Origin of the sequence: Streptococcus sanguinis, assembly GCF_013343115.1 — a bacterium.
Taxonomy (GTDB): domain Bacteria; phylum Bacillota; class Bacilli; order Lactobacillales; family Streptococcaceae; genus Streptococcus; species Streptococcus sanguinis_H.
The window spans coordinates 243,036-266,980 of the sequence record NZ_CP054570.1 but is presented as its reverse complement, the minus strand read 5'-3'; the positions used below and the strand labels follow the sequence as shown (position 1 = coordinate 266,980).

Genomic DNA, 23,945 nt, shown 5'->3' with positions numbered 1-23,945 from the left:
AGACTAATTTAAAACACCTGCGGTTCTCATACATGGAATCGTTCTTGACCATCAAGATAAGTAGCTACCAACTCTAAATCTTTATCTAAAACGATAAAGTCAGCATCGTAGCCTTCCTTGATCTGTCCGCAGACATCATCAATATGGACGGACTTCGCCGGAATCAGGCTAGCCATCATGACCGCCTGATGAGGATTGGCAATGCCCCATTTGACCACATTTTTCAATCCGTCCTTGAGTTTAAGGATAGAGCCAGCTAGATTGCCCGTCGACTTGAGCCGAGCTGTTCCTTCCGCCACAACCACTGGAAATTCTCCCAGCATGTAGTCACCATCTTCAAGACCTCCTGCGGTCATACAGTCAGTAATGAGAGCAATATTTTCATGTCCCTTCTGCTTGAGCAAGATGTCACAGGCCTTAGGGTCCACATGGTGGCCGTCACAAATCAGTTCCGCATAGGTGTGGGGCAACTCATACATGGCACCAACCATGCCTAGCTCCCGATGAGTCAAGCCCCGCATACCATTGTAAGCATGCACCCAGACACTGGCACCTGCTTCGACCGCAGTTTTGGCTTCATCAAAGGTTGCGTTAGAATGCCCCAGGGCAACGGTCACGCCTTCATCAGTCAGCGTACGGACAAATTTCTCAACGCCATCACGTTCTGGCGCGAGAGCAATTTTATTGAGCAAGCCATTTGCGGCCTTTTGCCAAGCACGAAACTCATCCATGCTAGGATCTTTCATATAGGCCGGATTTTGAGCGCCTTTATACTTTTCGGTGAAATAAGGCCCTTCAAAATAGAGTCCGCGAATCTTGGCTCCGCTGGCTTCTTGATAGCGTGCACCGATATTTTCAGTAACCGCTAAGAGCCGCTCATAGGACGATGTCAGGGTTGTTGGTAAAAAGCTGGTCACACCGGTAGTCAAGAGACCCTCACTCATGGTATGAAGAGTTCCTTCGATGTTATTGTCCATTACATCAACACCGCCGAAGCCGTGAATGTGAGTATCCACCAGACCCGGCGCAATCGAGTAGCCGCTGTAGTCTATGACTTCTGCATCCTGCGGAACAGACTGTACCAGCTTGCCAAACTTGCCGTCAATCAGCTCTAAATAACCGCCTTGACGGATTCCCTGAGGATAGAAAAATTGATCTGCTTTAATATATGTAGGCATAAGACTGCCTCCCTTTTCTTGACTTCTGTATTCTCTGCCATTCAAAGCGGAATTCTGTGATAGAGCTAGCATCTTTCTATAGCTACTTTCTACCCCCCCCCCCCCCCCCCGCTTTTGAATCTCTGAGTTTTCTTGACTATATTATAACTCTTTCTTTTTTATTTGTAAATGGTATATACCTATTTTTGCAAAAAATTATTATATTAAATTTAAAAAACAGAAAACCCAGCCATGACAGCTGAGTTTCTGCTTTATTTTTTCTCTAAATCGCGCAGCATCTGGTCGATTTTATTGCCATACTCGATGGATTCGTCCTTGACAAAGGTCAAATCTGGAATCTTGTACATCTTCAGATTGTGACCCAGCTCTCGTTTGATGGTACCAGTCGCTTTTTCCAGACCGGTTTGAGCTTTTTGATTATCAGAGGCCAGATTGCTCATAATCGTGTAGTAGACCTTGGCCATGGATAGGTCGCCCAGCATTTGGACATCGGTAATGGTCACACCTTGAACACGCGGGTCACGAACTTTCTTCTGCAAGATTTCATTGACTTCGCGCTTGATTTCCATGCCTACACGGTCTGTACGAAAATTGTTTGCCATGAGATTTCCTTTCTAATTTTTCTTTTCTGCAATATAAGCTAGGCTAGGCCTAGCTTATATTTTAGTTTTAATGAATGAAATTCGATCTAAACTCTTTGTGAAAAAGATGTGGAACTAGAAGTATCAACTTCCACCAAATATGATTTCACTGCGAGTTTTTAACCTACTTCTTATCTTATTTCTTAATTTCTTCCATGATATAGGCTTCGATCGTGTCATCTACTTGGATGTCATTGTAGCCATCAATCATGAGTCCACCTTCACGGCCGTTGGCAACTTCCTTAACATCATCCTTGAAGTGCTTGAGGCTGGCAAGCTCACCATCGTAAATCACGACGCCGTCACGGATAACACGAACCTTGGAATCACGGGTCACTTTACCGTTGATAACCATAAATCCACCGATAGTACCAACCTTGGAAACCTTGAAGGTCTCGCGGATAAGAGCTTCCCCGATGATTTTTTCTTCGTATTCCGGATCCAGCATTCCCTTCATGGCATCTTCCATTTCTTCGATAACCTTGTAGATAATGCTGTGGAGACGAATTTCGACATCGTCAGCTTCTGCCTGTTGGCGAGCTTGAGATGTAGGACGAACGTTAAATCCGATGATGAAAGCATTTGAAGCTTCCGCCAGTGTTACGTCTGACTCATTGATAGCACCAACCGCTGAGTGGACAATAGTAATCTTAACGCCTTCCACTTCAATTTTTTGCAGGGAAGCAGACAGGGCTTCTACAGAACCTTGCACATCAGCCTTGATGATAACATTGACAGACTTAACTTCACCAGCTTTGAGGGTATCAAAGAGATTTTCCAGACTGACGCGGTGAGTAGCTTGACGCTGTTTGAGAAGGGCACGTTTGGCACGTTCTTCACCAGCTGCACGCGCAGCTTTTTCATCTTCATAAACTGCAAAGTGGTCACCAGCCATCGGAGTTTCATTGAGACCAGTGATAGAAACCGGTGTAGATGGTCCTGCCACCTTAACACGGCGGCCCAAGTCGTTGGTCATAGCCCGAACCCGACCGAAGGTATTTCCAACAACGATTGGATCCTGCACATTCAGAGTTCCCTGCTGAACAAGCAAGGTTGCAACCGCACCTTTTCCTTTATCCAAACGGGCTTCGATAACTGTACCAATCGCTCGAACAGTCGGATCTGCCTTGAGTTCTTGGATTTCTGCCACCAAGAGGACTGTTTCCAACAAGCTGTCAATATTTTGATTGAATTTCGCTGAGATTTCAACAAATTCAGAATCTCCGCCCCAAGCTGTTGACATGACACCGTGCTCAGCCAATTCACCAATCACGCGCTCAGGATTCGCTCCTGGCTTATCGATCTTGTTGATGGCTACGATGATTGGGACATCAGCCGCCTTGGAGTGGTTGATAGCTTCAATCGTTTGCGGCATAACACCGTCATCAGCCGCTACGACCAGGATAGTGATATCCGTAACAGAGGCACCACGGGCCCGCATAGAAGTAAAGGCCGCGTGTCCAGGCGTATCCAAGAAAGTAATCTTCTTGCCGCTTTCCTCGATCTGGTAAGCACCGATGTGCTGAGTAATACCACCTGCTTCACCTGTAGCTACGCGAGAGTTACGCAAGGTATCCAAGAGGGTTGTTTTACCATGGTCAACGTGTCCCATGATGGTTACAACTGGCGGACGCTCTACCAAGGCATCTTGGTTGATATAACCTTCTTCTACGAAGAAGCGCTCAATGTCAGCTGTGTCAACTTCCACCTTCTTCTTAGCTTCGATACCGTAGTCCACCATAAGGAGCTCAATAGTATCGCCGTCAAGAGATTGGTTTTGCGTTGCCATAACACCCATCATAAAGAGCTTCTTAACAATTTCAGCTGGCTCGCGCTTGATGCGTTTTGCAATTTCTGCAACGGTCATTCCGTCTGTATATTCAAATTCAGTTGGCAACTCATGGAACTTACGTTCTGTAACAGGTTTTGGTGCCTGATTATTGTTGCCCTTTCCTTTTTTATTTTTCTTGTTTTTATTCCAATTACTATTTCTTTGATTTCTCACTTGATTTTGACTGCTTCGATTCTTTTGTTGTTTTCTTGGACCTTCTTCTTCGCGATCAAAATCATCGCGCTTCTTATCTGGTCGAGCTTGCTTCTTACGACGCGTATCCACAGCGGCTGGCGCTGGGCTTGGATTCGCTGCTGGCGCAGATGGAGCTGGTGCAGGCTGAACTGGTACACTTGCTTCTGCCTTAGGCTGCTCCTTACGGCGATTTTGCCGTTCCATAACTTCTTTTGCTTCCTGAGCTTGCTTAAAGCGTTCCTCGCTGGAGCGAGCGTATTCAGCATTCTGCTCTGCTTTCAAAGCTGCTGCCCGGGCCTTAAAGTCAATCTTGGGTCCTTGAGGCTGTTGGCGGTTTTGACCATTAAATCCTTGATGATTCTGACCATTTCGGCGGCCGTCTTGACCACGATTATCGCGACGGTCATTTGGACGATTGCCCCTATCTCGGTCGTTGCGGTTTCCGCGATTCTTATTTCGATTATCGCGATCCTCGCGCTTGCCTTGCTCTTTGTTTTGCGGTTTGCGGTTGCCTTGCTGCTTACGACGTTCTGCCTCTTCTTTGGCTCTCGCTTCACGTTCTGCCTTAAAGTTCCGGCTTTGCGGGCGCTTGACTGGCGCAGCTGTTTCTGTTTTCGCTTCTGGCTTAGCAGCTGCTTTTGCTTCTGTCGGTTCTGCCTTGACTGGCGCCGCCTCTTTGGCAGGAGTTTTTTGCGGCGATGGCTGAGCTGCTACAGGCTTTTCTGCAGGAGCTTGAGGTGCGGCTGCTTTCTTGAAGCTGGATTTGATTCGCTCACCAGCGTCAGCTTCTACGCTGGATGAATGACTTTTGACATCCAATCCCAGCTCCTTCGCACGAGCCACTACCTCCTTGCTTTCTTTTCCCAGTTCTTTGGCGATTTCATACAATCTTACTTTAGACAAATCTTGTCCTCCTCTTCTATTACATAAGAGACCTCATTTTCTTTGTAAAACCAGCATCTGTCACGGCGAGCACTTTTCTGGCCTTGCCAATGGCAGAGCTTAATTCCAGTGTTGAAAACACGGTTGATACTTCTACTTGGTAGTAACGACTTTTATCAGTGATTTTCTTGCTGAGATTAGGAGCTGCATCCTGGGCCAAAAAGACCAGATGTGCTTTTCCCTCCTGGATAGCTTTGACGGTCAGCTCCTCACCAGAAATGATGCGGCCAGCCCGCTGAGCCAGTCCCAGCAAATTTGCAAGTTTCTCTTTATTCAAGACCTAACTCTCTTCTTTTGACCTTATGATCGACATAAGCGATTAACTCATCATAGAAAGCCTCGTCCACTTCCATACTGAAGCTGCGGTTAAAGACCCGCTTCTTCTTGGCTTGAAGAGCTTCCTGATTATCCAGCTTGATATAGGCTCCACGGCCATTGGCCTTGCCTGTCGGATCGATAAAGACTTGACCTTCCTTGTTCTTGACAATCCGCAATAAATCGCGCTTGTCAATCACTTCGTTGGACACCACTGATTTTCTTAAAGGGATTTTTCTTGTTTTTGCCATTCCAGCCCCCTTAATCTAGTTCTTCAACTTCGCTTTCTAAACCAGCTGTTTCCAGTACAGTTTCCTCTGCAGCTGCGTCAAAGTCTGTTGCTTCTGCTGCTGAAACTTCTGTCTCTAGAACAGCTGCTTCCGCAAGAATTTCTTCTGCTTCCTGAGCGAATCCGCCCAGTTCATTGGCTGCTTCCATTTCTTCAAACTCTGTGGCAGACTTGATATCGATTCTAAAGCCTGTCAAATGAGCTGCCAAGCGTACGTTCTGTCCGCGACGGCCGATAGCCAGAGAAAGCTTGTTGTCCGGTACAACAACCAAGGCCCGCTTGTTATCTTCTTGGTTAAAGATAACTTGGTCAACCTCTGCAGGAGCAATAGCGTTGTAGATAAATTCAGCTGGATCTGCTACCCACTCGATGACGTCGATATTTTCTTCAGTCGGCACCATACGGCCACTCTTCGGATCGTATTTGGCAGGATGGAACTTGCTCGTAATTTTCTTGATATTAGCTCCACCGCGTCCGACGATTGTTCCGATGGCATCCACATTAGGATTGTGGCTGCGAACCGCTACCTTGGTCCGATCGCCTGCTTCCCGTGACACGCTCATGATTTCCACAGTTCCGTCATAGACTTCAGGGATTTCCTGCTCCATCAAGCGCTTGATCATTTCTGGATGGCTGCGGCTGACAAAGACATTGACACCGCGAGGATTATCTTCTACCTTGTAGACAAAGACTTCGATGCGGTCATGAGAGGCAAAAACCTCACCAGGAATCTGGTCTTGTTTCGATAACTGCGCTTCAATGCTGCCAAGATTGACATAGATAAAGCGATTGTCAAAGCGCTCCACAGTTCCTGACATGATTTCATTTTCATGCTCTTTATAGGTATTGTAGGTAATTGCTCGGGTCTGCTTGCGCATCTTTTCCATGATGGTTTGCTTGGCTGACTGAGCAGCGACACGGCCAAATTCAGCTGGTGCTTCTTCAAACTTGATCTTGTCTCCCAACTCATAGGCTGAACTAATAGCCAGGGCATCTTTGAGACTGATTTCCAAACGGCTGTCAAAGACCTCGTCCACGACTTCGCGAACAGTATAGACACGGAAATCTCCTGACTTTTCGTCAAACTCAATAGCTGCGCTGTCTGCCTGACCATAGCGACGACGATAGGCTGAGCGGAGTGACTCAGTCACTGCGTCAATGATATCTTCTTTCTTGATTCCTTTGTCTTCTTCCAAAATGCGGAAGGCCTCTAGCATTTCTTTACTCATTTTCATGTGACTTTTGCCGAAACAAAAGTGTTCCTTTCTTTTCTATATTGCTTCTGCGGCTAAAACTTAACGGCTAATCTGGCTTTGGAAACCAGACTGTAGGGAATTTCGACTTCTTTTCTGCGAGTCTTGTCCAGATATTCCATGTGCAGAACTTCCCCTTCAAAGCTCAGCAAGGTGCCTTCAAAGACTTTCTGCTTGTCAACAGCCTTATAGAGACTGACATGGATATAACTGCCGACGGCATCGGCCAGCTGTTCCTTGGTCTTGAGCGGGCGCTCCAAGCCTGGACTGGTCACTTCCAGAAAATACTGTTCTGGGAAAGGATCTGGCTTGATTTGATCCAAGAGCGGACTGATAATATCCGTCAAATCCGCTGTATCATTGACCGTAATGCCCTCAGGCTTATCTACAAAGACACTGAGAACGTAGTCTCCGCCCATCTTTCCGTACTCAATATCAACTAATTCATAGGGGGCCAAAATGGCTGGCTCAATAACCTCCCTCACCAATTCAACAATCGTTGTGATATGACGACACCTCCTCACAGATAAGAGGCGAAGATACTTCCTCGCCTCTCTTTCCTTATTCATTACTAGTATTATAGCACGACAAGTCCCAGAATGCAAGGGAAATATGCTGTGCAAGCTTTTAAAGACGGAATTCCGCTTAAAAAACTCTTATTTTTAAGCAAAATTCTTTCCCAATAAAAAGTCTTCAAGGAGTATGTCCTCAAAGACTCTTTCTTATTCAAACGCTGCTTCCACCCGATAGATGACTTGTCCCTTGTTAGCAAATTTCTGCTCATACTCAGTCAGGACATTGTCTTCAAAGTCGCTGGCATGCAAATCTAACCACACGCCCTTTAACTTCATACCATACTGTGAAAAGCTTACTAGGCTATACTCAAAAAGACCGCGGTTGTCCGTTTTGAAGTGGATTTCTCCATTTTCTGGCAGAATCTGCTGATAGGTTGCCAGAAAGGACTGATAGGTCAGACGGCGCTTTTCATGGCGTTTCTTGGGCCAAGGATCTGAGAAGTTCAGATAAAGGCGGTCAATCTCGCCCTCTTCAAAATAATCAGTCAGATCCGAACCGTCCACCCATAGAAGCTTGATATTGGGCACATCCGTTGCTAGCACCTTGTCCAAGGCATAGCTGAGAACCGATTTCTGAATATCAATCCCAATGTAATTGATCTCTGGATTGGCCTTGGCCATGCCGGATACAAAGGCTCCTTTACCGCTGCCAACCTCTACATGAATGGGGTGATCATTGCCAAAAATCTCCTGCCATCTGCCCTTGGCGTCTGCCGGATTCAAAATCACATACTGGGGATGCGCCTCTAGCAGTTCCGTCGCTCCCTTACGATTCCTTACTCTCATTGTCCTCTTCCGTATTTGGAACGGAAGTTTCGTAATGCGTAAATCTCCCGGTTCACATTTTCTAAATCATTGTTTTCATAATATTTGGCAATCTGCATCAGATAAGAATACTGACCAAACCAGTATAGCTTATTGAAAACAGTCTGATTATACTTATAACCATAGGCGCTCAGCCACTCTTGCCAACCTGAATCAGGCACATAATGGCTCAAAATATGAGCTACATCCATCATCCTATCTGTCAAACGCACAGAATCCCAATCTACCAAGTAAATAAGCCCGCTGTCGGTCTCTACCCAGTTGCTGTGGCGCACATCTCCGTGAACAATGGTCGCATAATCCTCACGAAAGGCCGGCACTGTCTGGCGTAGGTCGCGGATAACAGATTGAAGATATTGATTATTTCTCAAAGCAAGCGGCACTTGATTGAGCCAAGCATTCAGCAAATCAGTTGGCGTTTCCAGTGTGTAGCCCAGCTTGGTCAGCTGCGTCATCAATGGGCGCGAGCGATGCAGCCGAGTCAAAATATTGATTACCTGCTTTTTGGACATATCATTTGGGGTCAGAATAGTGCCTGAAAGCCACTCCTGCCCGCTCATAACGTTGCCGTCCGGCATCCGGCGGCTCCACAAAAGCTGCGGTGCGATTTGTTCTCGAGCTAAGCCTGCTAAGATAGGGGTTGTATTCATCTTGACGAAAACGCGCCCCCCGTCCGGATAAGTCCCCATATAGGCCTTTCCGCTCTTACCAGCTATCGGTGTCAGGGTCAGCTCGTTATCAACCAAGTCCATATTTCCCCTCCGTAAAAAGTTTCTTTATCATTTTACTAATTTTACCTCTTTTAGTCAACCAATCTTCGTAACTTAAACGGCAGATAGAACAGATAGAGTAGGGCAGTCGCTCCCAGCATGGCCAGCACTGCTGTCTTGTCTTGAAGAAATAGCAAAGCAGTCATCACTTCACCCAAAAGGACACTGCTGCCAATAGATGTGATAATTTGTCTTGCTCCCTTCAGCTTTTCCCCTCTTTCTATCGGAAAAAGCTGGGTCAAAAACTGATAATCAAAAGCTTCGTACAAGGCTGTCAATTGGAAGAGCAAGAGGTAATTGAACAAGACCGCAAAAGCCGCAGCAATCCAAGCTTGACTGACAAAAATCAAGGCCAAAAGAGCCAAAAAGAGTAGTCTCAAGGTAAGAGCAAAGAAGTCTCCATTTCGCAAGTAAGAGCGCAAAAAGAGATTCTGCCAGGTCTTGCTATGCTGCTTGCCCACAAGTCTCATCAAACCATCCAGATAGGCCCGGCGCTTGACACTGTTTGAAATGCCTTTAACATTGGTAAAGAGAGCAAAGAAGCGCAGAATCGTCTGTTTTCGGGCTGCTTCATAAGCTACCAGAGCCTGCCAATCTAAGCCATTTTCAGTAAAGAACTTCTTGGCCTTAGCCTGAAACAAAAACCATTTCAAAACTAGCATAAAGATGCAGTAGAGCCCGAAGCCCCAAATAGGCAATCCCAGAGCCAGAAAAAGCGGAGCTAACAGTAGCAATAGCCCAGTCTGTAAGACTGCGTACAAGAGATAGGAACGTAGAATCTGAGCCTTGATAAAAGCCCTGACTTCTGCTTCTCTGACCAAGAGAAAGAGAGCATCCGGCTTTTCCAGATAGGTCGCAATCCGTCCAAAAGGCAAGATAAAGACCGATAGAATAACTAGACTAGCAATAATCGGGAGATGATTGGTCGGAAAATGTCGCAAAAGCTGACTGTACTGAACACCTAAAAATCCCATAAAAATCAACAGAAAGAGTACGAAATGATCATTAAAAACATAGCGCAGGTACTTTAAACACTGCTGACGAAAATCCTGTTTTCGTTTGGCAAATAATTCTTTCATAGCGCCGCCTCTTCTGTCAGGGCTAGATAGATGTCATTCAGACTAGCATCCGGCATTTGAAATTGGGCCCGCAACTCAGTCAAGCTGCCCTTGGCCCGCACTTGACCCTTGTGCAAGATTACAAAACTATCGCACATCTTCTCTGCAGAGTCCAGAACATGGGTGCTCATCAGAATGGACTTGCCCTTCTTCTTTTCCTCATCCAAGAGCTGGATAAGGTCTGCAATAGCTACCGGATCCAGACCCAGAAAAGGCTCATCTACGATAAAAAGGCTGGGATCAACTACAAAAGCACAGATAATCATCACTTTTTGCTTCATCCCTTTTGAAAAGTGAACAGGGAACCAATCCAGTTTTTCCTTGAGTCGGAACATTTCCAATAACTTATCCACGCGCTTAAAAGCTGTTTCCTGCTCGATGTCGTATGCCATAGCTACCGTTTCAATGTGCTCGCGCAGGGTTAATTCTTCGTAGAGACTGGGCGTTTCCGGAATAAAACCGATTTTCTTGCGGTAATCACTGGGATTAGTCCGCAGCTCCAGCCCATCAATTTGAATCTGCCCCTTATAAGGCGTCAAAAGACCGATAATCTCATTGATAGTCGTGGACTTGCCCGCACCGTTGAGACCAATCAGACCAACCAGCTGGCCATTGCCCACTTCAAAGCTGACATCCTTTAAAACCGGGATATTAACATAGCCGCCCGTAAGCTCTTTGATTTCTAACATATTTTCTCCGAATTCTGGTATAATGGTTCTTATATTATAACAAAATCTAGCGAATAGAGGTACCATTTATGGCTGATTGTATTTTTTGTAAAATTATTGCCGGAGAAATCCCTTCTTCTAAAGTCTACGAAGACGAGAAAGTCCTTGCTTTTCTGGATATTTCCCAGGTAACACCAGGTCATACCTTGGTTGTTCCTAAAGAGCATTTCCGAAATGTGCTGGATATGGATGCCGACAGCACCAGTCAGCTCTTCGCTCGCGTACCTGACATTGCTCGAAAGGTGATGAAAGCCACAGGTGCAGCTGGTATGAATATCATCAACAACAACGAAGAAATTGCTGGACAGACTGTCTTTCACACTCATGTGCATTTGGCACCACGCTACAGTGATGCAGATGATCTCAAGATTACTTTCGCAGCCCACGAACCAGACTTTCCAGCTCTGGCCGAATTAGCTGAGAAGATTGCGCAAGCTTAAGGAGAGACTATGAAACTTTCAAATATTTTCCTATTTATCGGTGCCGCAGCAGCCAGTTACAAGCTGGTTGAAAACCGACAAAAAATTCAAGAAGAAATCATTGAAACAACAGATAGTCTAGACAAAGTAAAGGACAGTCTAGCCAATATCCAACGAAATATTGCCATCATTCAAGAGCAAAGAGAGCAAGTCAAAGACATCGCTCAAGATCTTACTTATAAATATAAAGTCCTTGAAAACCAAGCTCAAGTGCAGATCCAGCAAGTCAAAGACATCTGGGAAAAGTACGAGTCTTGATAGAGAAAAGGTGGGTGATAGGGAAACAAAAACTCCAATCCACTACCGCGTCAAGAACCTCCAGTCATTACCAAAAGAGACCGAGACATTTTGTCCCGGTCTCTTTTTATATTTAACTTTTTACTCTGTAGTCGCATTGACTACTGGCTGACTTTGTGGGGTGCTGACACTGACATCTGCAGCTGGGGCAGAGGAAGCCGCTGGAGCAACTGGAGTCGTATTCGTAGTTCCAACTGTTGTATCTGTCGTCGGATAAGAATAATTTTCATAACCATTATTATAAGTAGGCTGACTATAAGAATTCTGGTAACTGCTATAGCTTTCTGTGCTACTAGATGTACTACTGCTATTGCTACTTCTTAGACTGTTGCCACCCATAATATCTTCATAGAGAACAGCATTGGTCTTCAGACTCTTAACTGTGTCCAAGCCCAGAGACTTACGGATTAGATTCTGCATGCTCAGCAGATGCTCTGACGTCACAAGCTGATAGCTTCCACCATCAGGCAAGGTCGCATCTTCTCCACGCAGCTGCTCAGACTTGATGTTTTTAAAGGCATCCTGATAGCCTAGCAGTTGTGGAATGCTTTTCGAATCAAGCGCGATATTGGTCTGCATGTTGCTGCTGACAGCTTTTAAAATAGCCTGATAATGGCTGACACTGTTGAGACTGAGAACTTTTTCAACCACTTTCTTAATTACTTCACGTTGACGCTTTTGGCGGCCATAGTCACCCTCTGGATCCTGATAGCGCATGCGAGCATAGACCAGCGCCTGATCACCATTGATGGTTTGCTTGCCAGGTTCCACCTTAGCAGTATACTCAGGCTCATTATCCTCAATAGAAATTGGGAAGTCAAAGGTATTATTGACCTCAATACCGCCTACTGCGTCTACTAGTTGAACCAAGCCCTGCATATTGATCATCACATAGCGGTCGATGTGGATATTCATCAAGCCCTCAATAGTCGAAATGGCTAACTCTGCTCCGCCTGTCGCATAGGCAGCATTCAGCTTGGCTTCAACTGTTTGACCATTTTCATCAATCTGAGTCAGAATATCACGTTCCAAACTCATCATGACTGTTTTCTTAGTCTTTGGATTGACACTCAGGAGAATCATGGTATCGCTGTTCCCAACCCAAGTATCCTCGCGGGATCCGCTCCCTGTATCTACACCCATCAGCAAGATAGTCATGGGCTTAGTTGCAGAAATAACATCTGTCTCATTTCCCAAACCTTTATAAGTCTTGGACAGTTCATCTGTTGACTGACCATAAATCGTCCAAGCATAAGTACCGATACCAGCTGTCGTTACGACAAGGAGGCTGAGAAACATCATTATAATCTTTTTAAACATATCTTTTTTAGTCTATCAGTTTACCCATCAGGTAAACATCAAGAAATTTCCCTTCTTTTAAATAGGCTCCTCTTTTTTGTAAGCCTTCAATTTCAAATCCTAAATCTTTATAAAGGTGAACCGCTCGTTCATTTCTAACCTGAACGCTCAATTCCAAACGTCGAATAACTTGAGAATCCTCTGCCCAAGTCAGTGCCTCTTCCAGCAGTATGCGTCCCAGTCCTTGGTTCCAGAATGCTTTCTTCACCACGACAAAGACTTGACCAATATGGCGAATTCGCTCGTGGAAATCAGCTGTGATGCTGACAAGACCGGCAATCTCACCATTTAAAAGAGCCAACAAGTAAAGCTGATTACTGGAAGCAGTCTGATGCTCAATGAATGAAGCCATCTCCTCTTGATTCATCAAAATTCCAGCTTCATCCAGCGTCATATAATCTGACTCAGACCCGACCTGATTGAGGAAGGCAATCAGCTCAGCAGCATCTGTTTTTTCCGCTTCTCGCAAGCATAATTCATATTCAGTCATTCTGCAGTCCCTCAAGCAGCTCTTGGGCTCGCTTTCCTTTGGCTTCAAAAAACAATTCACGCCCGTCTTCCTTTTTCAAGAGGCTTAATTTGAGATAGTCTTCAGGCAGATTTTCTCCCAGCAGCTCGCCCCATTCAATGACTGTCACACCCTCCCCAAAGAGAAAATCATCCAAATCAATGGAGTCCGGATCGTCTCCGATGCGGTAGACATCCAGATGATAGAGTGGCAAGCGCCCCTCGTATTCCCGAACAATGGTATAGGTTGGACTTTTAATCATCTGACTGATGCCCAAACCTAGAGCCAGACCCTTAGTAAAGGTTGTCTTCCCTGCTCCTAAATCTCCCGTTAAAACCAGTACGTCCCCTGCCTGAAGCAATTTGCCCAGACGCTGACCCTGCTGGATTAATTCTTCCTCATTATGACTAAACATTCTCTTATTATACCAGAAAAAATTTTTTTCTGCTTAATTTTGCAAAAGAAAAATCAGCCAGGAAAAGCTGATTTTTTATACTGAAAATATAAGCTATCCAAACTTTACTAGACACAAGGAAATCCAGCAATGTTTAGACCTAATTTAAAGCCAAATTTACGAAATTCAAAATAAAGAGAAGATCCAAAATCCAAATCATAGAATGCACATCCTTAGCTTGACCTTTGAAGATTTTGACCAAGGTGTAGGTAATAAACCCAGCTGCTATCCCGTGAGTGATAGAATAGGCAAATCCCATAAAAATAGAAGTAAAGAAAGCTGGAATGGCTTCTGTCATATCATCCCAATGGATATTTTTTAAGCTAGCCAGCATCATAATCCCCACGATAATGAGAATCGGTGCAGTTGCAGCATTAGGAACAATAGCCAAGAGTGGGCTAAAGAAGCTTGATACCGCAAAGCAGATGGCTACGACCAAGGCTGTCAGACCTGTTCGGCCTCCAGCTCCGATACCAGCTGCAGACTCCACATAAGTCGTCACGTTAGAGGTTCCAGCAATGGCGCCAATAGAAGTTCCGATGAGGTCCGAGTAAAGAGCCTTATCCAAGCCTTCTGATTCATGGTTTTCCCCAGAAGTCGCCACAATCCCGACCTTTTCACCTGTCCCAATCAAGGTACCAATGGTATCAAAAATATCTGTCAAGGAGAAAGCCAGAATAGCCATACATGTCTGGGGCCAGCGAGCTGAATCTGCTAAAAGGGCACCCAGACCTTTCGGACCTACTGCCACCCCAAAAATCTGCCCCAGTTCATTAACAGCAGTACCAATGTTATTCTGCCCAAAGTCAATGGCTGACAAATCAACCAAGCCAACCAGAATAGCCACAACTGTCGTGACTAGAATGGATAGGATAACACCACCCTTGATGTTTTTCACAATAAAGAAGATTGTGATGGCCAAACCGACCAGGGCTACTAGGACCGCTGGATTGTTAAAGTCTACCAAACCAGGAGTTGCTCCTGAATTAGCCGTAATAGCTGCTGCGGCCTTATCTGCCCCTTTGCCAGCTACTGTATAGTTACCTGGATCGATTGAAAACTTGAGCAAGCCAGCATTTTTAATACCTACATAAGCAAGAAAAACCCCGATCCCTGCCGAGATAGCTGCTCGCAAGGAGCCTGGAATTGACTCGATGATCATCTTACGCACCTTGGTCAAAGTGATAATGAGCGAAATAATCCCGCAGATAAAGACCATAGCCAAGGCTTCCTGCCAAGTGTAGCCTAAGGCAAAGACGACCGTAAAAGTGAAAAAGGCATTCAGACCCATGCCCGGTGCCTGCGCATAAGGCAGGTTGGCAAAGAAGGCCATCATCAAGGTACCTGCAACAGCCCCGATAATCGTAGCTAGAAAGACACCCTGCTTGGGCATACCTGTCTGAGCCAACATAGCCGGATTGACGAATAAAATGTAGGACATGGCAAAGAAAGTCGTCAGACCAGCCAAAACTTCTGTCCGGACATCTGTCCCTTTTTCGGTCAGTTTGAAAAATTTATCCATTTTTCAATAAATCTCCTTTTGAGTAAAATTTCTAATATCTAGTTCAAAAAATAAATAAAAACAAATTTAAAACTACTTATTTGCGAACGATATTTTAAATTATAATAAAAAACATTCACTTTTTCAAGATGAATGTCTCGCTGTTCTTATTTTTTATTATCTCTCATCAGAAATACCAAACTCATAAACTGTAAAAAAGTAAAACCAAGAATGAAAGGCAGTCGATCAGGCTGCAAAGTTTGCAAAAGCTTCTGTATAACCAGCTGTGGATGAAGTAATAAATCCCAGCTATTGAGGCGATCATAACGTCCTATGTAGATAGCCAGACTGGACACAGCCGACAGAGCTGCCGTCAGCAATAGATCCAAATACCAGTTAAGCTTCCAACCTTCCTTGATGACATACCAGCTCTCCATACCACAGAAAATCCCGAATAAAATACTGGAAACAAAAGCTAAAAAGAGCAGAAAAACACTTGGCTTACTCAGAACATCTGCCACCCAAGTCATATGAATCAAATCAGTAATCATATAGAAAGTGTTGGGGAAGAAAAGCAACCACAACAGGAAAAGAAGAGGATAAGCCCACTTCTGCTTCTTGAATAAAAGCGTCAAGACAGCTGCATCATAGCTGATTAAGGCCAAGGTCATATTCCAGATGAGATAGGTTGGACCCCCATTTAGAGATTGGATATAGATAAAAAAGGCAATCATTAGAAAAAGAGCATGAATCATGAACGGTTTACGCATACGAAAAGCTCCTCCTTGCTGTGTCATAATTGTGACTGATTAGAGCACCATTATAACATAAGTCGTGTTATTTACACTGAATTCTGTTATAATAGTCTGTATTATCACTGAAAAGAGACTCACATGACAAAAAAAGTAATCGCTGTGGATTTGGACGGAACCTTGCTGGATTCTAACAGCAATCTGTCTGACTTCACCAAAGAAACCATCAAAAAAATTTCCCAAAAGGGCCACAAGGTCATCATCACAACAGGACGGCCCTACCGCATGGCTTTGAAATATTATAAAGAATTAGAGCTTAATACGCCCATGATTAACTTCAACGGCTCTTTGACTCATATTCCAGAAAAGAAATGGAACTTTGAAAAATCGCTGACGCTGGATAAGTCCTTTCTGCTGGATATGGTTAAGCGCAAGGATGAGATTGAAGCAGATTTCATTGCTGGCGAATACCGCAATAAATTCTATATCACCAATCCTAATGAAGAAATTGCTGATCCTAAGCTATTTGGCATCGATGCTTTTAAGCCTGAAAACCAGTTTCAAGCCAATCTGGTAACGGAGAATCCTAACGCCATTCTCCTGCAGACACGAGCAGCTGATAAATATGCTCTGGCAGAGGAAATGAATGCTTTTTACCAGCATGAACTTGCTATCAACTCTTGGGGCGGGCCACTCAACATTCTCGAGTGTGCTCCAAAAGGGGTCAATAAGGCCTTTGCCCTTCAGTACCTTCTTAATGTTCTCAATGTAGATCGTAAAAATCTGATTGCCTTTGGCGATGAGCAAAATGATACTGAGATGCTGTCCTTTGCTGGTACTGGCTATGCCATGAAAAATGCCAATACTGACCTGCTGCCCTTCGCTGACCAGCAGTTGTCTTTGACTAACGACCAAGATGGCGTCGCCCACGAGCTAAACAAACTCTTTTTATAAAAGTAGACAATTAGGCAAACTCTGTTCGAGAGTTTGTCTTTTCTTTTTTGTCTTCTCTCGACCTCAATCATGCTCAAAAGCTTTAAAAATCGGAGCTTATCCGCCGTATCATAGTTTTAAAGGTTACTTTCGCTCATATTTGTAAGTGTTTGCTATTTGTTTGAGTTTGTGATATAATTAACATAATTAAAAACTAAATAACAGGAGGAAACTACTTATGAAAGCAGTTGTTGTAAATCCAGAGGGAACTAATGTCCAACTCATAGAAAATAAGGAACTTCGTCCTCTTGAAACAGGGGAAGCTCTCGTTGACATCGAATACTGCGGTGTCTGCCATACGGATTTGCACGTCGCGCATGGTGACTTTGGTAAGGTACCGGGCCGCGTTCTCGGACATGAAGGTATTGGTATTGTCAAAGAAATCGCTCCAGATGTAAAAAGTCTCAAAGTCGGAGACCGCGTCAGTGTTGCATGGTTCTTTGAAGGCTGCGGCGCTTGTGAATACTGTACAACTGGCCGCGAAACCCTTTGCCGTACAGTAAAAAATGCTGGTTATTCTGTTGATGGTGGTATGGCAGAGCAATGTATCGTAACAGCTGATTACGCTGTCAAAGTCCCTGAAGGACTGGATCCTGCACAAGCTTCTTCTATCACTTGTGCCGGTGTAACGACCTACAAGGCTATCAAAGAAGCTCAGCTTCAACCAGGCCAATGGACAGTTATCTTTGGAGCAGGTGGATTGGGTAACCTAGCGGTTCAATATGCTAAGAAAGTCTTTAACGCACATGTTGTCGCTGTTGATATCAACAATGACAAGCTCGCTCTGGCCAAAGAAGTCGGTGCTGACATCGTCATCAACGGCCATGAAGTTGAAGATGTCACTGCTCTTATCCAAGAAAAAACTGGCGGTGCGCATTCTGCCGTAGTAACAGCCGTTTCTAAAGTTGCCTTTAACCAAGCTGTTGACTCTGTTCGTGCTGGCGGTCGGGTAGTTGCCGTTGGATTGCCATCTGAAATGATGGACCTCAGCATTGTCAAAACTGTTTTAAATGGTATCCAAGTCATTGGTTCCCTCGTTGGTACACGCAAGGACTTGGAAGAAGCCTTCCAGTTTGGTGCTGAAGGATTAGTGGTTCCTGTCGTTCAAAAGCGCCCTGTTTCAGATGCTGTGGATGTCTTTGACGAAATGGAAGCGGGTACTATTCAGGGACGTATGGTCCTTGACTTCACACACTAATACTTTAAAACATATCAATCCCAACATTTACCAAACTTTTGGAAACTTATGATAGACAGACTTAATATTATTAGAAACTTTTGCCATTATAGATGGAGGCTAAAGACATAAGATGCGAATTCTTGTCTTTGGTCCTCCTCTTTCTTTTTTGATAAACAAACACTTTCTCAAACACGATTCTTTTCTTTTATTTCAAAAGTCTCTTTCATATTATTTCAACATTTTTTCATATATTAATCTGTTATATTTTCTGTTTTCCTAATTTATTAAAACATTTCTATAGCTATGGTTTGCTTATACCTATATTTATCAGGCATTCAGTGAATACTGACATTTTTGAAAGAAAAAGTCGTTTTTAGGAACAAACGCTTGCATTTTTCATGAAAACGTTTTATAATAAACTTGCCTTAAAGTTTTCTTAAAACTTAAGTCAAACATTTTATAAGGAGGAATGTCAATAATGAGTATCGGAATCATTATTGCTAGCCACGGTGAATTTGCTGCTGGTATTCATCAATCAGGTTCTATGATTTTCGGTGAGCAGGAAAAAGTACAAGTTGTAACTTTCATGCCCAACGAAGGACCAGATGATCTCTATGCAAAGTTCAATGACGCTGTGGCTTCGTTTGATGCGGACGATGAAGTGTTGGTCTTGGCTGACCTTTGGAGTGGCTCTCCATTCAACCAAGCTAGCCGTGTCATGGGTGAAAATCCTGACCGCAAGTTCGCTATCATTACAGGCTTGAACCTGCCTATGCTGATTCAAGCTTATACAGAAAGGATGATGGATGCCAACGCCGGCGTTGAAGCTGTTGTTGCTAACATCATCAAAGAAGCCAAGGAAGGAGTCAAAGCTCTGCCTGAAGAGCTAAATCCTGCTGCTGAAGAAGCAAATGCTCCTGCTGCAGCTGCTCCAGTTGCCCAAGCAGCTATCCCTGAAGGGACTGTAATAGGTGACGGCAAGCTCAAAATCAACCTTGCCCGGATCGACACACGTTTGCTGCATGGTCAGGTAGCAACAGCTTGGACGCCAGATTCAAAAGCAGATCGTATTATCGTTGCTTCTGACTCAGTAGCTCAAGACGAACTTCGTAAAGAGTTGATTAAGCAAGCTGCACCAGGTAATGTCAAAGCCAATGTTGTCCCAATCGACAAGTTGATTGCTGTTTCAAAAGACCCTCGCTTTGGCAACACTCATGCCTTGATTCTGTTTGAAACTCCTCAAGACGCCCTTCGTGCTGTTGAAGGCGGTGTGCCAATCAAGACCCTTAATGTCGGTTCTATGGCTCACTCAACTGGTAAAACGATGGTCAACAACGTACTGTCAATGGACAAGGAAGACGTTGCCACTTATGAAAAACTGCGCGACCTTGGCGTTGAATTCGACGTACGTAAAGTACCAAATGACTCTAAAAAAGATTTGTTTGATTTGATTAAGAAAGCCAACGTGCAGTAGAATCAAACGTTTTGCTTTTATTAATTTACGAAAGGATTTAGAACATGTCTATTATTTCTATGGTTTTAGTAGTCTTTGTTGCCTTCTTAGCTGGTCTAGAAGGTATCTTGGACCAATTCCAATTCCACCAACCGCTGGTTGCTTGTACCTTGATTGGACTGGTAACTGGTAATTTGGCTGCCGGTGTTATGCTGGGTGGCTCTCTCCAGCTGATCGCTCTTGGCTGGGCTAATATCGGAGCTGCTGTAGCACCTGATGCCGCCCTCGCTTCTGTTGCCGCTGCCATCATCATGGTACTGGGCGGAGACTTCTCAAGCAAAGGAATCGCTGTAGCACAAGGTGTTGCTATTCCACTTGCTGTTGCTGGTCTCTTCTTGACTATGATTGTCCGTACTTTGTCAGTTGGTTTGGTTCACGGTGCAGATGCTGCTGCGAAAAAAGGAGACATTAAAGGAGTTGAACGCGCTCACTTTATCGCTCTTTTCATGCAAGGAGCACGTATTGCTATCCCTGCAGCACTTCTTTTGATGATTCCTGCTGAGTCTGTTAAATCTGCTCTTGAAGCTATGCCAGCTTGGCTATCAGAAGGTATGCAAATCGGTGGTGGTATGGTCGTAGCCGTTGGTTATGCCATGGTTATCAACATGATGGCAACTCGTGAAGTATGGCCATTCTTCGCTATTGGTTTCGCTTTGGCTGCTGTCAGCGAACTCACTCTGATTGCCCTCGGTGCAATTGGTGTCGCTATTGCCCTCATCTACCTCGCTCTGTCTAAAAAAGGCGGAAATGGCGGTGGCGGAGCAACAGCTTCATCTAACGATCCAATCGGCGACATCCTGGAAGACTACTAAGAAAGGAGACACACTATCATGACAGAATTAAATACTGTAAAACCTGATGAGTCAGGAAAATTGACTCTTTCAAAGGCTGACCGTCAAAAAGTTTGGTGGCGTTCTACTTTCTTGCAAGGCTCTTGGAACTACGAACGTATGCAAAACTTGGGCTGGGCTTATTCACTGATTCCAGCTATTAAGAAGCTTTATACTAAAAAAGAAGATCAAGCTGCTGCTCTTGAGCGTCACTTGGAATTCTTCAACACTCACCCATATGTAGCAGCTCCAATCATCGGAGTTACACTTGCGCTTGAAGAAGAGAAAGCAAATGGTGCAGCAATTGACGATGCGGCTATTCAAGGGGTTAAAATCGGTATGATGGGACCTCTGGCTGGTATCGGAGACCCTGTCTTCTGGTTCACAGTTCGTCCTATCCTTGGAGCACTTGGTGCATCTCTTGCTTTGACTGGAAATATCATTGGTCCACTTATCTTCTTCTTAGCTTGGAATGCTATCCGGATGGCTTTCCTCTGGTACACACAAGAATTGGGCTACAAGGCTGGTTCTGAAATCACTAAAGACATGTCTGGTGGTATCCTCCAAGACATTACCAAAGGTGCTTCAATCCTAGGTATGTTTATCTTGGCTGTTCTGGTTGAGCGCTGGGTATCTATTAAGTTTGTCTTTAACGTTTCATCTGTTAAGCTAGATGATAAAGCATATATCCATTGGGACAAATTGTCTAGTGGCTATAAGGGTATCCAAGAAGCCTTTGCTCAAGTAGGTCAAGGACTATCTCAAACCCCTGAAAAAGTTACAACTTTCCAACAAAACTTGGATTCCTTGATTCCTGGTTTGATGGGACTACTTCTAACTTTCGCTTGTATGTGGTTGCTTAAGAAGAAAGTATCCCCTATCACTATCATCATCGCTCTCTTTGTAGTTGGTGTACTAGCTCACGTTGCTGGTTTGATGTAATCAAAAAGAAGGTTTCGGCCTTCTTTTTATTGTGGTATAATAGCTATATTATTTAAAAGGGAGTTACTCTATGGCACAGTCACAAAACAAAACAGTTGAGTTTAATACCACTGGCGTTTCCTATCTTGGATTAGGCGGAAAGGTTGGGAAATTTTTAATCGGCGAGACAGCTCTGGAGTTTTATGCTGATGCCAATGTAGAAGATTATATTCAGCTGCCTTGGTCTAGCATCACTACTATCGGTGCTAATGTTTCTGGCAAAAAAGTCAGCCGCCATTTTGAAATCTGGACTGACAAGGGAAAGTTTCTCTTTGCCTCCAAAGACTCTGGTAAGATTCTCAAAATTGCGCGAGAACATATCGGCAACGACAAAGTTGTGAGATTGCCGACTCTGTTACAAAAAATTGTTGGAATCTTTAAGAAGAAAAAATAGGGTTGAAAAAGTTTCAACCTTATTTTTTATATTTTCGACTAAGACAAAAGCTGCTTGTATCAGCAAAATGGAGCTAGCACAAAAAATTGAAAAGTGAAACAGGTTTGAGAATGCACTATTTCAGTCCCTTGAAATGATTGGATGAAGTAAGCTGATATTATCAATGCAAGACCGCATCATTAGATTTTCAAAAAGTATAAACATCAGCTAATTTTTTCTCGAAAGTCCATGTCTTGACACCTTCAACTTCACGGACATCTAGTTGTTTAAATCCGTTCTTTTTGTAAAAACGACAGTTGCTTTCTGTATGAGTAATCAAAGTAAGCCGCTGGCATTTCTCTTCTTTTGCAAGCAACTCAAGTCCTTTTGAGATAAAAAGACCGCCAACTCCCTGTCCTTGATAATCAGGCAGCACACCCAGCAATTCAAGATAAAGAGTTGAAATCCCCCTTTTTTTAGCTTCTTTACTGCCCTCCCCAAAGACTTTTTGAAAGGCTAAAAGCTGGGGAATATATTGCCACATCCTCCATGCTCCTGCCCGCAAAAAGGAAAGTATACCGACAGGATGGCTACCGAGCTTATGAATAGTAGCGACTGCCATAAGATGCCCGTCCACTTCAGCAAGCAGACAAATATGATGACGCATCGCTGCCTTAACCATAACTGCATGCAATCTATTTAGAAAATCAATATAAGACTGGCTACTGCCAAAGAGAGGACGAAATTTTTCTCTGTAGATCTCATGCTCAGCAAAAGCAGCAGTTAAAACTGAGACCACAGCATCAAGATCCCTTTCATCTGCTCTTCTAAAACGAATCATGATAGCTACCTCTTCAAATCTTTTCCGCTAGTTTTTCTAAAAAAGCCTGCCGTTTTTCAGCTGTAGACTGAGAAATATTCCCGAAATTCAACCAACGGCGCTGTCTAGCACCGATAGACTTAAAGGTATGGCCCAACATGGCTTTCTTGACGACATCACCACAGAAATACTTAAGATAGAAGGTCGGTGCTGCTGAAGTAGTAATAGCCAATACCTCTTTAATATTGGTCAGACGACCAACTAACTGGCGAGTTTTGCTCTCCTCGTAAATCTTATTTTTCAAAAAAACCTTATCTTCAAAGCCCTTGACAATAGCTGGCATATCCGCCCACCAGATAGGAAAAATCATGATAAGGCGGTCACAGGACGCAAGAGCTTCCTGATATTTTAAAACCAGTGGGTCTAGTGCCTGCCCTTTATTAAAAAGCGCTAGCTCTTCCTTGGTATAGACTGGATTAAAACCATCCTCATAGAGATCAATCAGTTCATAGGTCTGACCTTTCTTCTCCAACAAGTCCTGAACCTGCTCTAAAATAGCATGGTTAAAGCTTTTATCATAGGGATGTGCATAAACAATGAGATTTTTACTCATATTTGTAACCTCCTAGTAAATCATTGAACATTGAGCGATAGATTTCCTCATCAAAAGGCTCCAAGCCTTTGGCAATAAAATGGCCATAGCCTGTGATGAAAGTGTCCAGCTTGAGCAAGAGAATCTTTTTTTCTTTCTGACTCTCAATAGGCAGCCGATCCAGATAAGCCACTGTCTTGTTCCCGATTTCCAGAAGCTCACCTTTCCGATAAGCCTCTGTCGCCACAGGGCTGAAAAAGAGAAAATCCATCATCTGACTGTTAGTCTTATATTCCGATAAAAGAAAGAGTCCTATCTGCCAAATGCAATCCAGAGGATCAGAGACTCCATCTAGATACTGCTCCTCTAAACGCTTAAGCTGCCTCTGGTTTTCCAAAAGACAGACCTGATAATAAAGATCCTCCTTATTCTCAAAAGCCTTGTAAAAAGCACCAGTCGTAACTCCCAGCAGAGATGCCAGTTTTCTCAAGGGGATATTCTGATAGCCATACTCTCTGATAAGCTGGCTTGCCTTCTCAATCATACGGTCGCGTGTTGTTTGTTTTACCATAAGAACTCCTTCAGATAACTGTGTTACCTTTATTTAAAGATAACATAGTTATCTTTTTCTGTCAAGATTTTTCCTATCCTGG

27 protein-coding genes are annotated in these 23,945 nt (G+C 44.0%); 8 read left to right on the top strand and 19 right to left on the bottom strand.

The window, feature by feature from the left end; all coding sequences use genetic code 11:
- Positions 1-26: 26 nt before the first annotated feature.
- The 11 genes from nagA to FOC72_RS01265 all read right to left on the bottom strand — a co-directional run bounded on the left by nagA (position 27) and on the right by FOC72_RS01265 (position 10,621).
- On the bottom strand, positions 27-1,178 hold the full coding sequence (gene nagA / locus FOC72_RS01315) for an N-acetylglucosamine-6-phosphate deacetylase (protein ID WP_032913965.1): 1,152 nt from the start codon (positions 1,176-1,178) through the stop codon (positions 27-29).
- A gap of 251 nt (positions 1,179-1,429) precedes the next feature.
- Complete coding sequence (rbfA, locus tag FOC72_RS01310; protein WP_002893555.1) at positions 1,430-1,780, bottom strand: 30S ribosome-binding factor RbfA; 351 nt, start codon at positions 1,778-1,780, stop codon at positions 1,430-1,432.
- Between the two features lie 175 nt (positions 1,781-1,955).
- Positions 1,956-4,748, bottom strand: coding sequence for a translation initiation factor IF-2 (gene infB / locus FOC72_RS01305; protein ID WP_002893556.1), 2,793 nt, complete (start codon positions 4,746-4,748; stop codon positions 1,956-1,958).
- Positions 4,749-4,767: 19 nt separating this feature from the next.
- Positions 4,768-5,064, bottom strand: coding sequence for a YlxQ-related RNA-binding protein (locus FOC72_RS01300; protein WP_002893557.1), 297 nt, complete (start codon positions 5,062-5,064; stop codon positions 4,768-4,770).
- Positions 5,057-5,353, bottom strand: a complete 297-nt coding sequence (gene rnpM, locus FOC72_RS01295; protein ID WP_002893558.1) for an RNase P modulator RnpM — start codon at positions 5,351-5,353, stop codon at positions 5,057-5,059. The genes FOC72_RS01300 and rnpM overlap by 8 nt, the downstream gene beginning before the upstream one ends.
- 10 nt (positions 5,354-5,363) lie before the next feature.
- Positions 5,364-6,620: a transcription termination factor NusA gene (gene nusA / locus FOC72_RS01290; RefSeq protein ID WP_162044189.1), complete on the bottom strand. Its 1,257-nt coding sequence runs from the start codon at positions 6,618-6,620 to the stop codon at positions 5,364-5,366.
- A gap of 59 nt (positions 6,621-6,679) precedes the next feature.
- A complete protein-coding gene (rimP, locus tag FOC72_RS01285; protein ID WP_032909188.1) occupies positions 6,680-7,168 on the bottom strand; it encodes a ribosome maturation factor RimP in 489 nt (162 codons plus the stop codon).
- A gap of 198 nt (positions 7,169-7,366) precedes the next feature.
- On the bottom strand, positions 7,367-8,005 hold the full coding sequence (gene trmB / locus FOC72_RS01280) for a tRNA (guanosine(46)-N7)-methyltransferase TrmB (protein WP_002893561.1): 639 nt from the start codon (positions 8,003-8,005) through the stop codon (positions 7,367-7,369).
- The gene (ccrZ, locus tag FOC72_RS01275; RefSeq protein ID WP_002893562.1) at positions 8,002-8,796 is read right to left on the bottom strand and encodes a cell cycle regulator CcrZ; all 795 of its coding nucleotides are present in this window, start codon (positions 8,794-8,796) and stop codon (positions 8,002-8,004) included. Before ccrZ ends, trmB begins: the two co-directional genes overlap by 4 nt.
- A 50-nt stretch (positions 8,797-8,846) precedes the next feature.
- Positions 8,847-9,893 (bottom strand): ABC transporter permease, encoded by a 1,047-nt coding sequence (locus FOC72_RS01270; RefSeq protein ID WP_002893564.1) that lies wholly within the window; start codon positions 9,891-9,893, stop codon positions 8,847-8,849.
- On the bottom strand, positions 9,890-10,621 hold the full coding sequence (locus FOC72_RS01265) for an ABC transporter ATP-binding protein (RefSeq protein WP_032911853.1): 732 nt from the start codon (positions 10,619-10,621) through the stop codon (positions 9,890-9,892). Before FOC72_RS01265 ends, FOC72_RS01270 begins: the two co-directional genes overlap by 4 nt.
- A gap of 68 nt (positions 10,622-10,689) precedes the next feature.
- On the opposite strand from FOC72_RS01265, the gene FOC72_RS01260 reads away from it, so the two are divergent.
- Together FOC72_RS01260 and FOC72_RS01255 are read left to right on the top strand one after the other, a co-directional pair.
- Positions 10,690-11,100 (top strand): HIT family protein, encoded by a 411-nt coding sequence (locus FOC72_RS01260; RefSeq protein WP_002893566.1) that lies wholly within the window; start codon positions 10,690-10,692, stop codon positions 11,098-11,100.
- Positions 11,101-11,109: 9 nt separating this feature from the next.
- Positions 11,110-11,397, top strand: a complete 288-nt coding sequence (locus tag FOC72_RS01255) for a hypothetical protein (RefSeq protein WP_002893567.1) — start codon at positions 11,110-11,112, stop codon at positions 11,395-11,397.
- 120 nt (positions 11,398-11,517) lie between these two features.
- On the opposite strand, the gene lytR is transcribed toward FOC72_RS01255, so the two are convergent.
- From lytR to FOC72_RS01230, 5 genes are all read right to left on the bottom strand, one after another.
- Complete coding sequence (gene lytR, locus FOC72_RS01250; RefSeq protein WP_002893568.1) at positions 11,518-12,756, bottom strand: glycopolymer--peptidoglycan transferase LytR; 1,239 nt, start codon at positions 12,754-12,756, stop codon at positions 11,518-11,520.
- 7 nt (positions 12,757-12,763) lie between these two features.
- Positions 12,764-13,285: a GNAT family N-acetyltransferase gene (locus FOC72_RS01245; RefSeq protein ID WP_002893569.1), complete on the bottom strand. Its 522-nt coding sequence runs from the start codon at positions 13,283-13,285 to the stop codon at positions 12,764-12,766.
- Complete coding sequence (tsaE, locus tag FOC72_RS01240) at positions 13,278-13,718, bottom strand: tRNA (adenosine(37)-N6)-threonylcarbamoyltransferase complex ATPase subunit type 1 TsaE (RefSeq protein ID WP_002893571.1); 441 nt, start codon at positions 13,716-13,718, stop codon at positions 13,278-13,280. Before tsaE ends, FOC72_RS01245 begins: the two co-directional genes overlap by 8 nt.
- Positions 13,719-13,857: 139 nt before the next feature.
- Positions 13,858-15,279: an NCS2 family permease gene (locus FOC72_RS01235; RefSeq protein WP_002893573.1), complete on the bottom strand. Its 1,422-nt coding sequence runs from the start codon at positions 15,277-15,279 to the stop codon at positions 13,858-13,860.
- Between the two features lie 146 nt (positions 15,280-15,425).
- Positions 15,426-16,055, bottom strand: a complete 630-nt coding sequence (locus FOC72_RS01230; protein WP_002893574.1) for a DUF1361 domain-containing protein — start codon at positions 16,053-16,055, stop codon at positions 15,426-15,428.
- Positions 16,056-16,151: 96 nt separating this feature from the next.
- On the opposite strand from FOC72_RS01230, the gene FOC72_RS01225 reads away from it, so the two are divergent.
- The 6 genes from FOC72_RS01225 to FOC72_RS01200 all read left to right on the top strand — a co-directional run bounded on the left by FOC72_RS01225 (position 16,152) and on the right by FOC72_RS01200 (position 21,901).
- Positions 16,152-16,964, top strand: coding sequence for a Cof-type HAD-IIB family hydrolase (locus FOC72_RS01225; protein WP_002893575.1), 813 nt, complete (start codon positions 16,152-16,154; stop codon positions 16,962-16,964).
- A gap of 217 nt (positions 16,965-17,181) precedes the next feature.
- Entirely contained in the window at positions 17,182-18,201 is a 1,020-nt protein-coding gene (gene adhP, locus FOC72_RS01220) for an alcohol dehydrogenase AdhP (protein ID WP_002893576.1), read from the top strand.
- Positions 18,202-18,661: 460 nt separating this feature from the next.
- A complete protein-coding gene (locus FOC72_RS01215; RefSeq protein ID WP_002893577.1) occupies positions 18,662-19,657 on the top strand; it encodes a PTS sugar transporter subunit IIB in 996 nt (331 codons plus the stop codon).
- Positions 19,658-19,701: 44 nt separating this feature from the next.
- Positions 19,702-20,508 (top strand): PTS mannose/fructose/sorbose transporter subunit IIC, encoded by an 807-nt coding sequence (locus FOC72_RS01210; protein ID WP_002893578.1) that lies wholly within the window; start codon positions 19,702-19,704, stop codon positions 20,506-20,508.
- Between the two features lie 18 nt (positions 20,509-20,526).
- The gene (locus FOC72_RS01205) at positions 20,527-21,468 is read left to right on the top strand and encodes a PTS system mannose/fructose/sorbose family transporter subunit IID (protein ID WP_002893579.1); all 942 of its coding nucleotides are present in this window, start codon (positions 20,527-20,529) and stop codon (positions 21,466-21,468) included.
- A gap of 70 nt (positions 21,469-21,538) precedes the next feature.
- The gene (locus FOC72_RS01200) at positions 21,539-21,901 is read left to right on the top strand and encodes a DUF956 family protein (protein WP_002893580.1); all 363 of its coding nucleotides are present in this window, start codon (positions 21,539-21,541) and stop codon (positions 21,899-21,901) included.
- A gap of 187 nt (positions 21,902-22,088) precedes the next feature.
- Here FOC72_RS01200 and FOC72_RS01195 read toward each other — a convergent pair whose 3' ends face one another.
- Genes FOC72_RS01195 through FOC72_RS01185 form a run of 3 tightly spaced genes read right to left on the bottom strand, consistent with a single transcriptional unit; the run spans position 22,089 to position 23,863 of the window.
- Positions 22,089-22,721: a GNAT family N-acetyltransferase gene (locus FOC72_RS01195; RefSeq protein ID WP_002893581.1), complete on the bottom strand. Its 633-nt coding sequence runs from the start codon at positions 22,719-22,721 to the stop codon at positions 22,089-22,091.
- Positions 22,722-22,734: 13 nt separating this feature from the next.
- Entirely contained in the window at positions 22,735-23,313 is a 579-nt protein-coding gene (locus FOC72_RS01190) for an NAD(P)H-dependent oxidoreductase (RefSeq protein WP_002893583.1), read from the bottom strand.
- Positions 23,306-23,863, bottom strand: a complete 558-nt coding sequence (locus FOC72_RS01185; RefSeq protein WP_002893584.1) for a TetR/AcrR family transcriptional regulator — start codon at positions 23,861-23,863, stop codon at positions 23,306-23,308. Before FOC72_RS01185 ends, FOC72_RS01190 begins: the two co-directional genes overlap by 8 nt.
- Positions 23,864-23,945 lie beyond the last annotated feature (82 nt).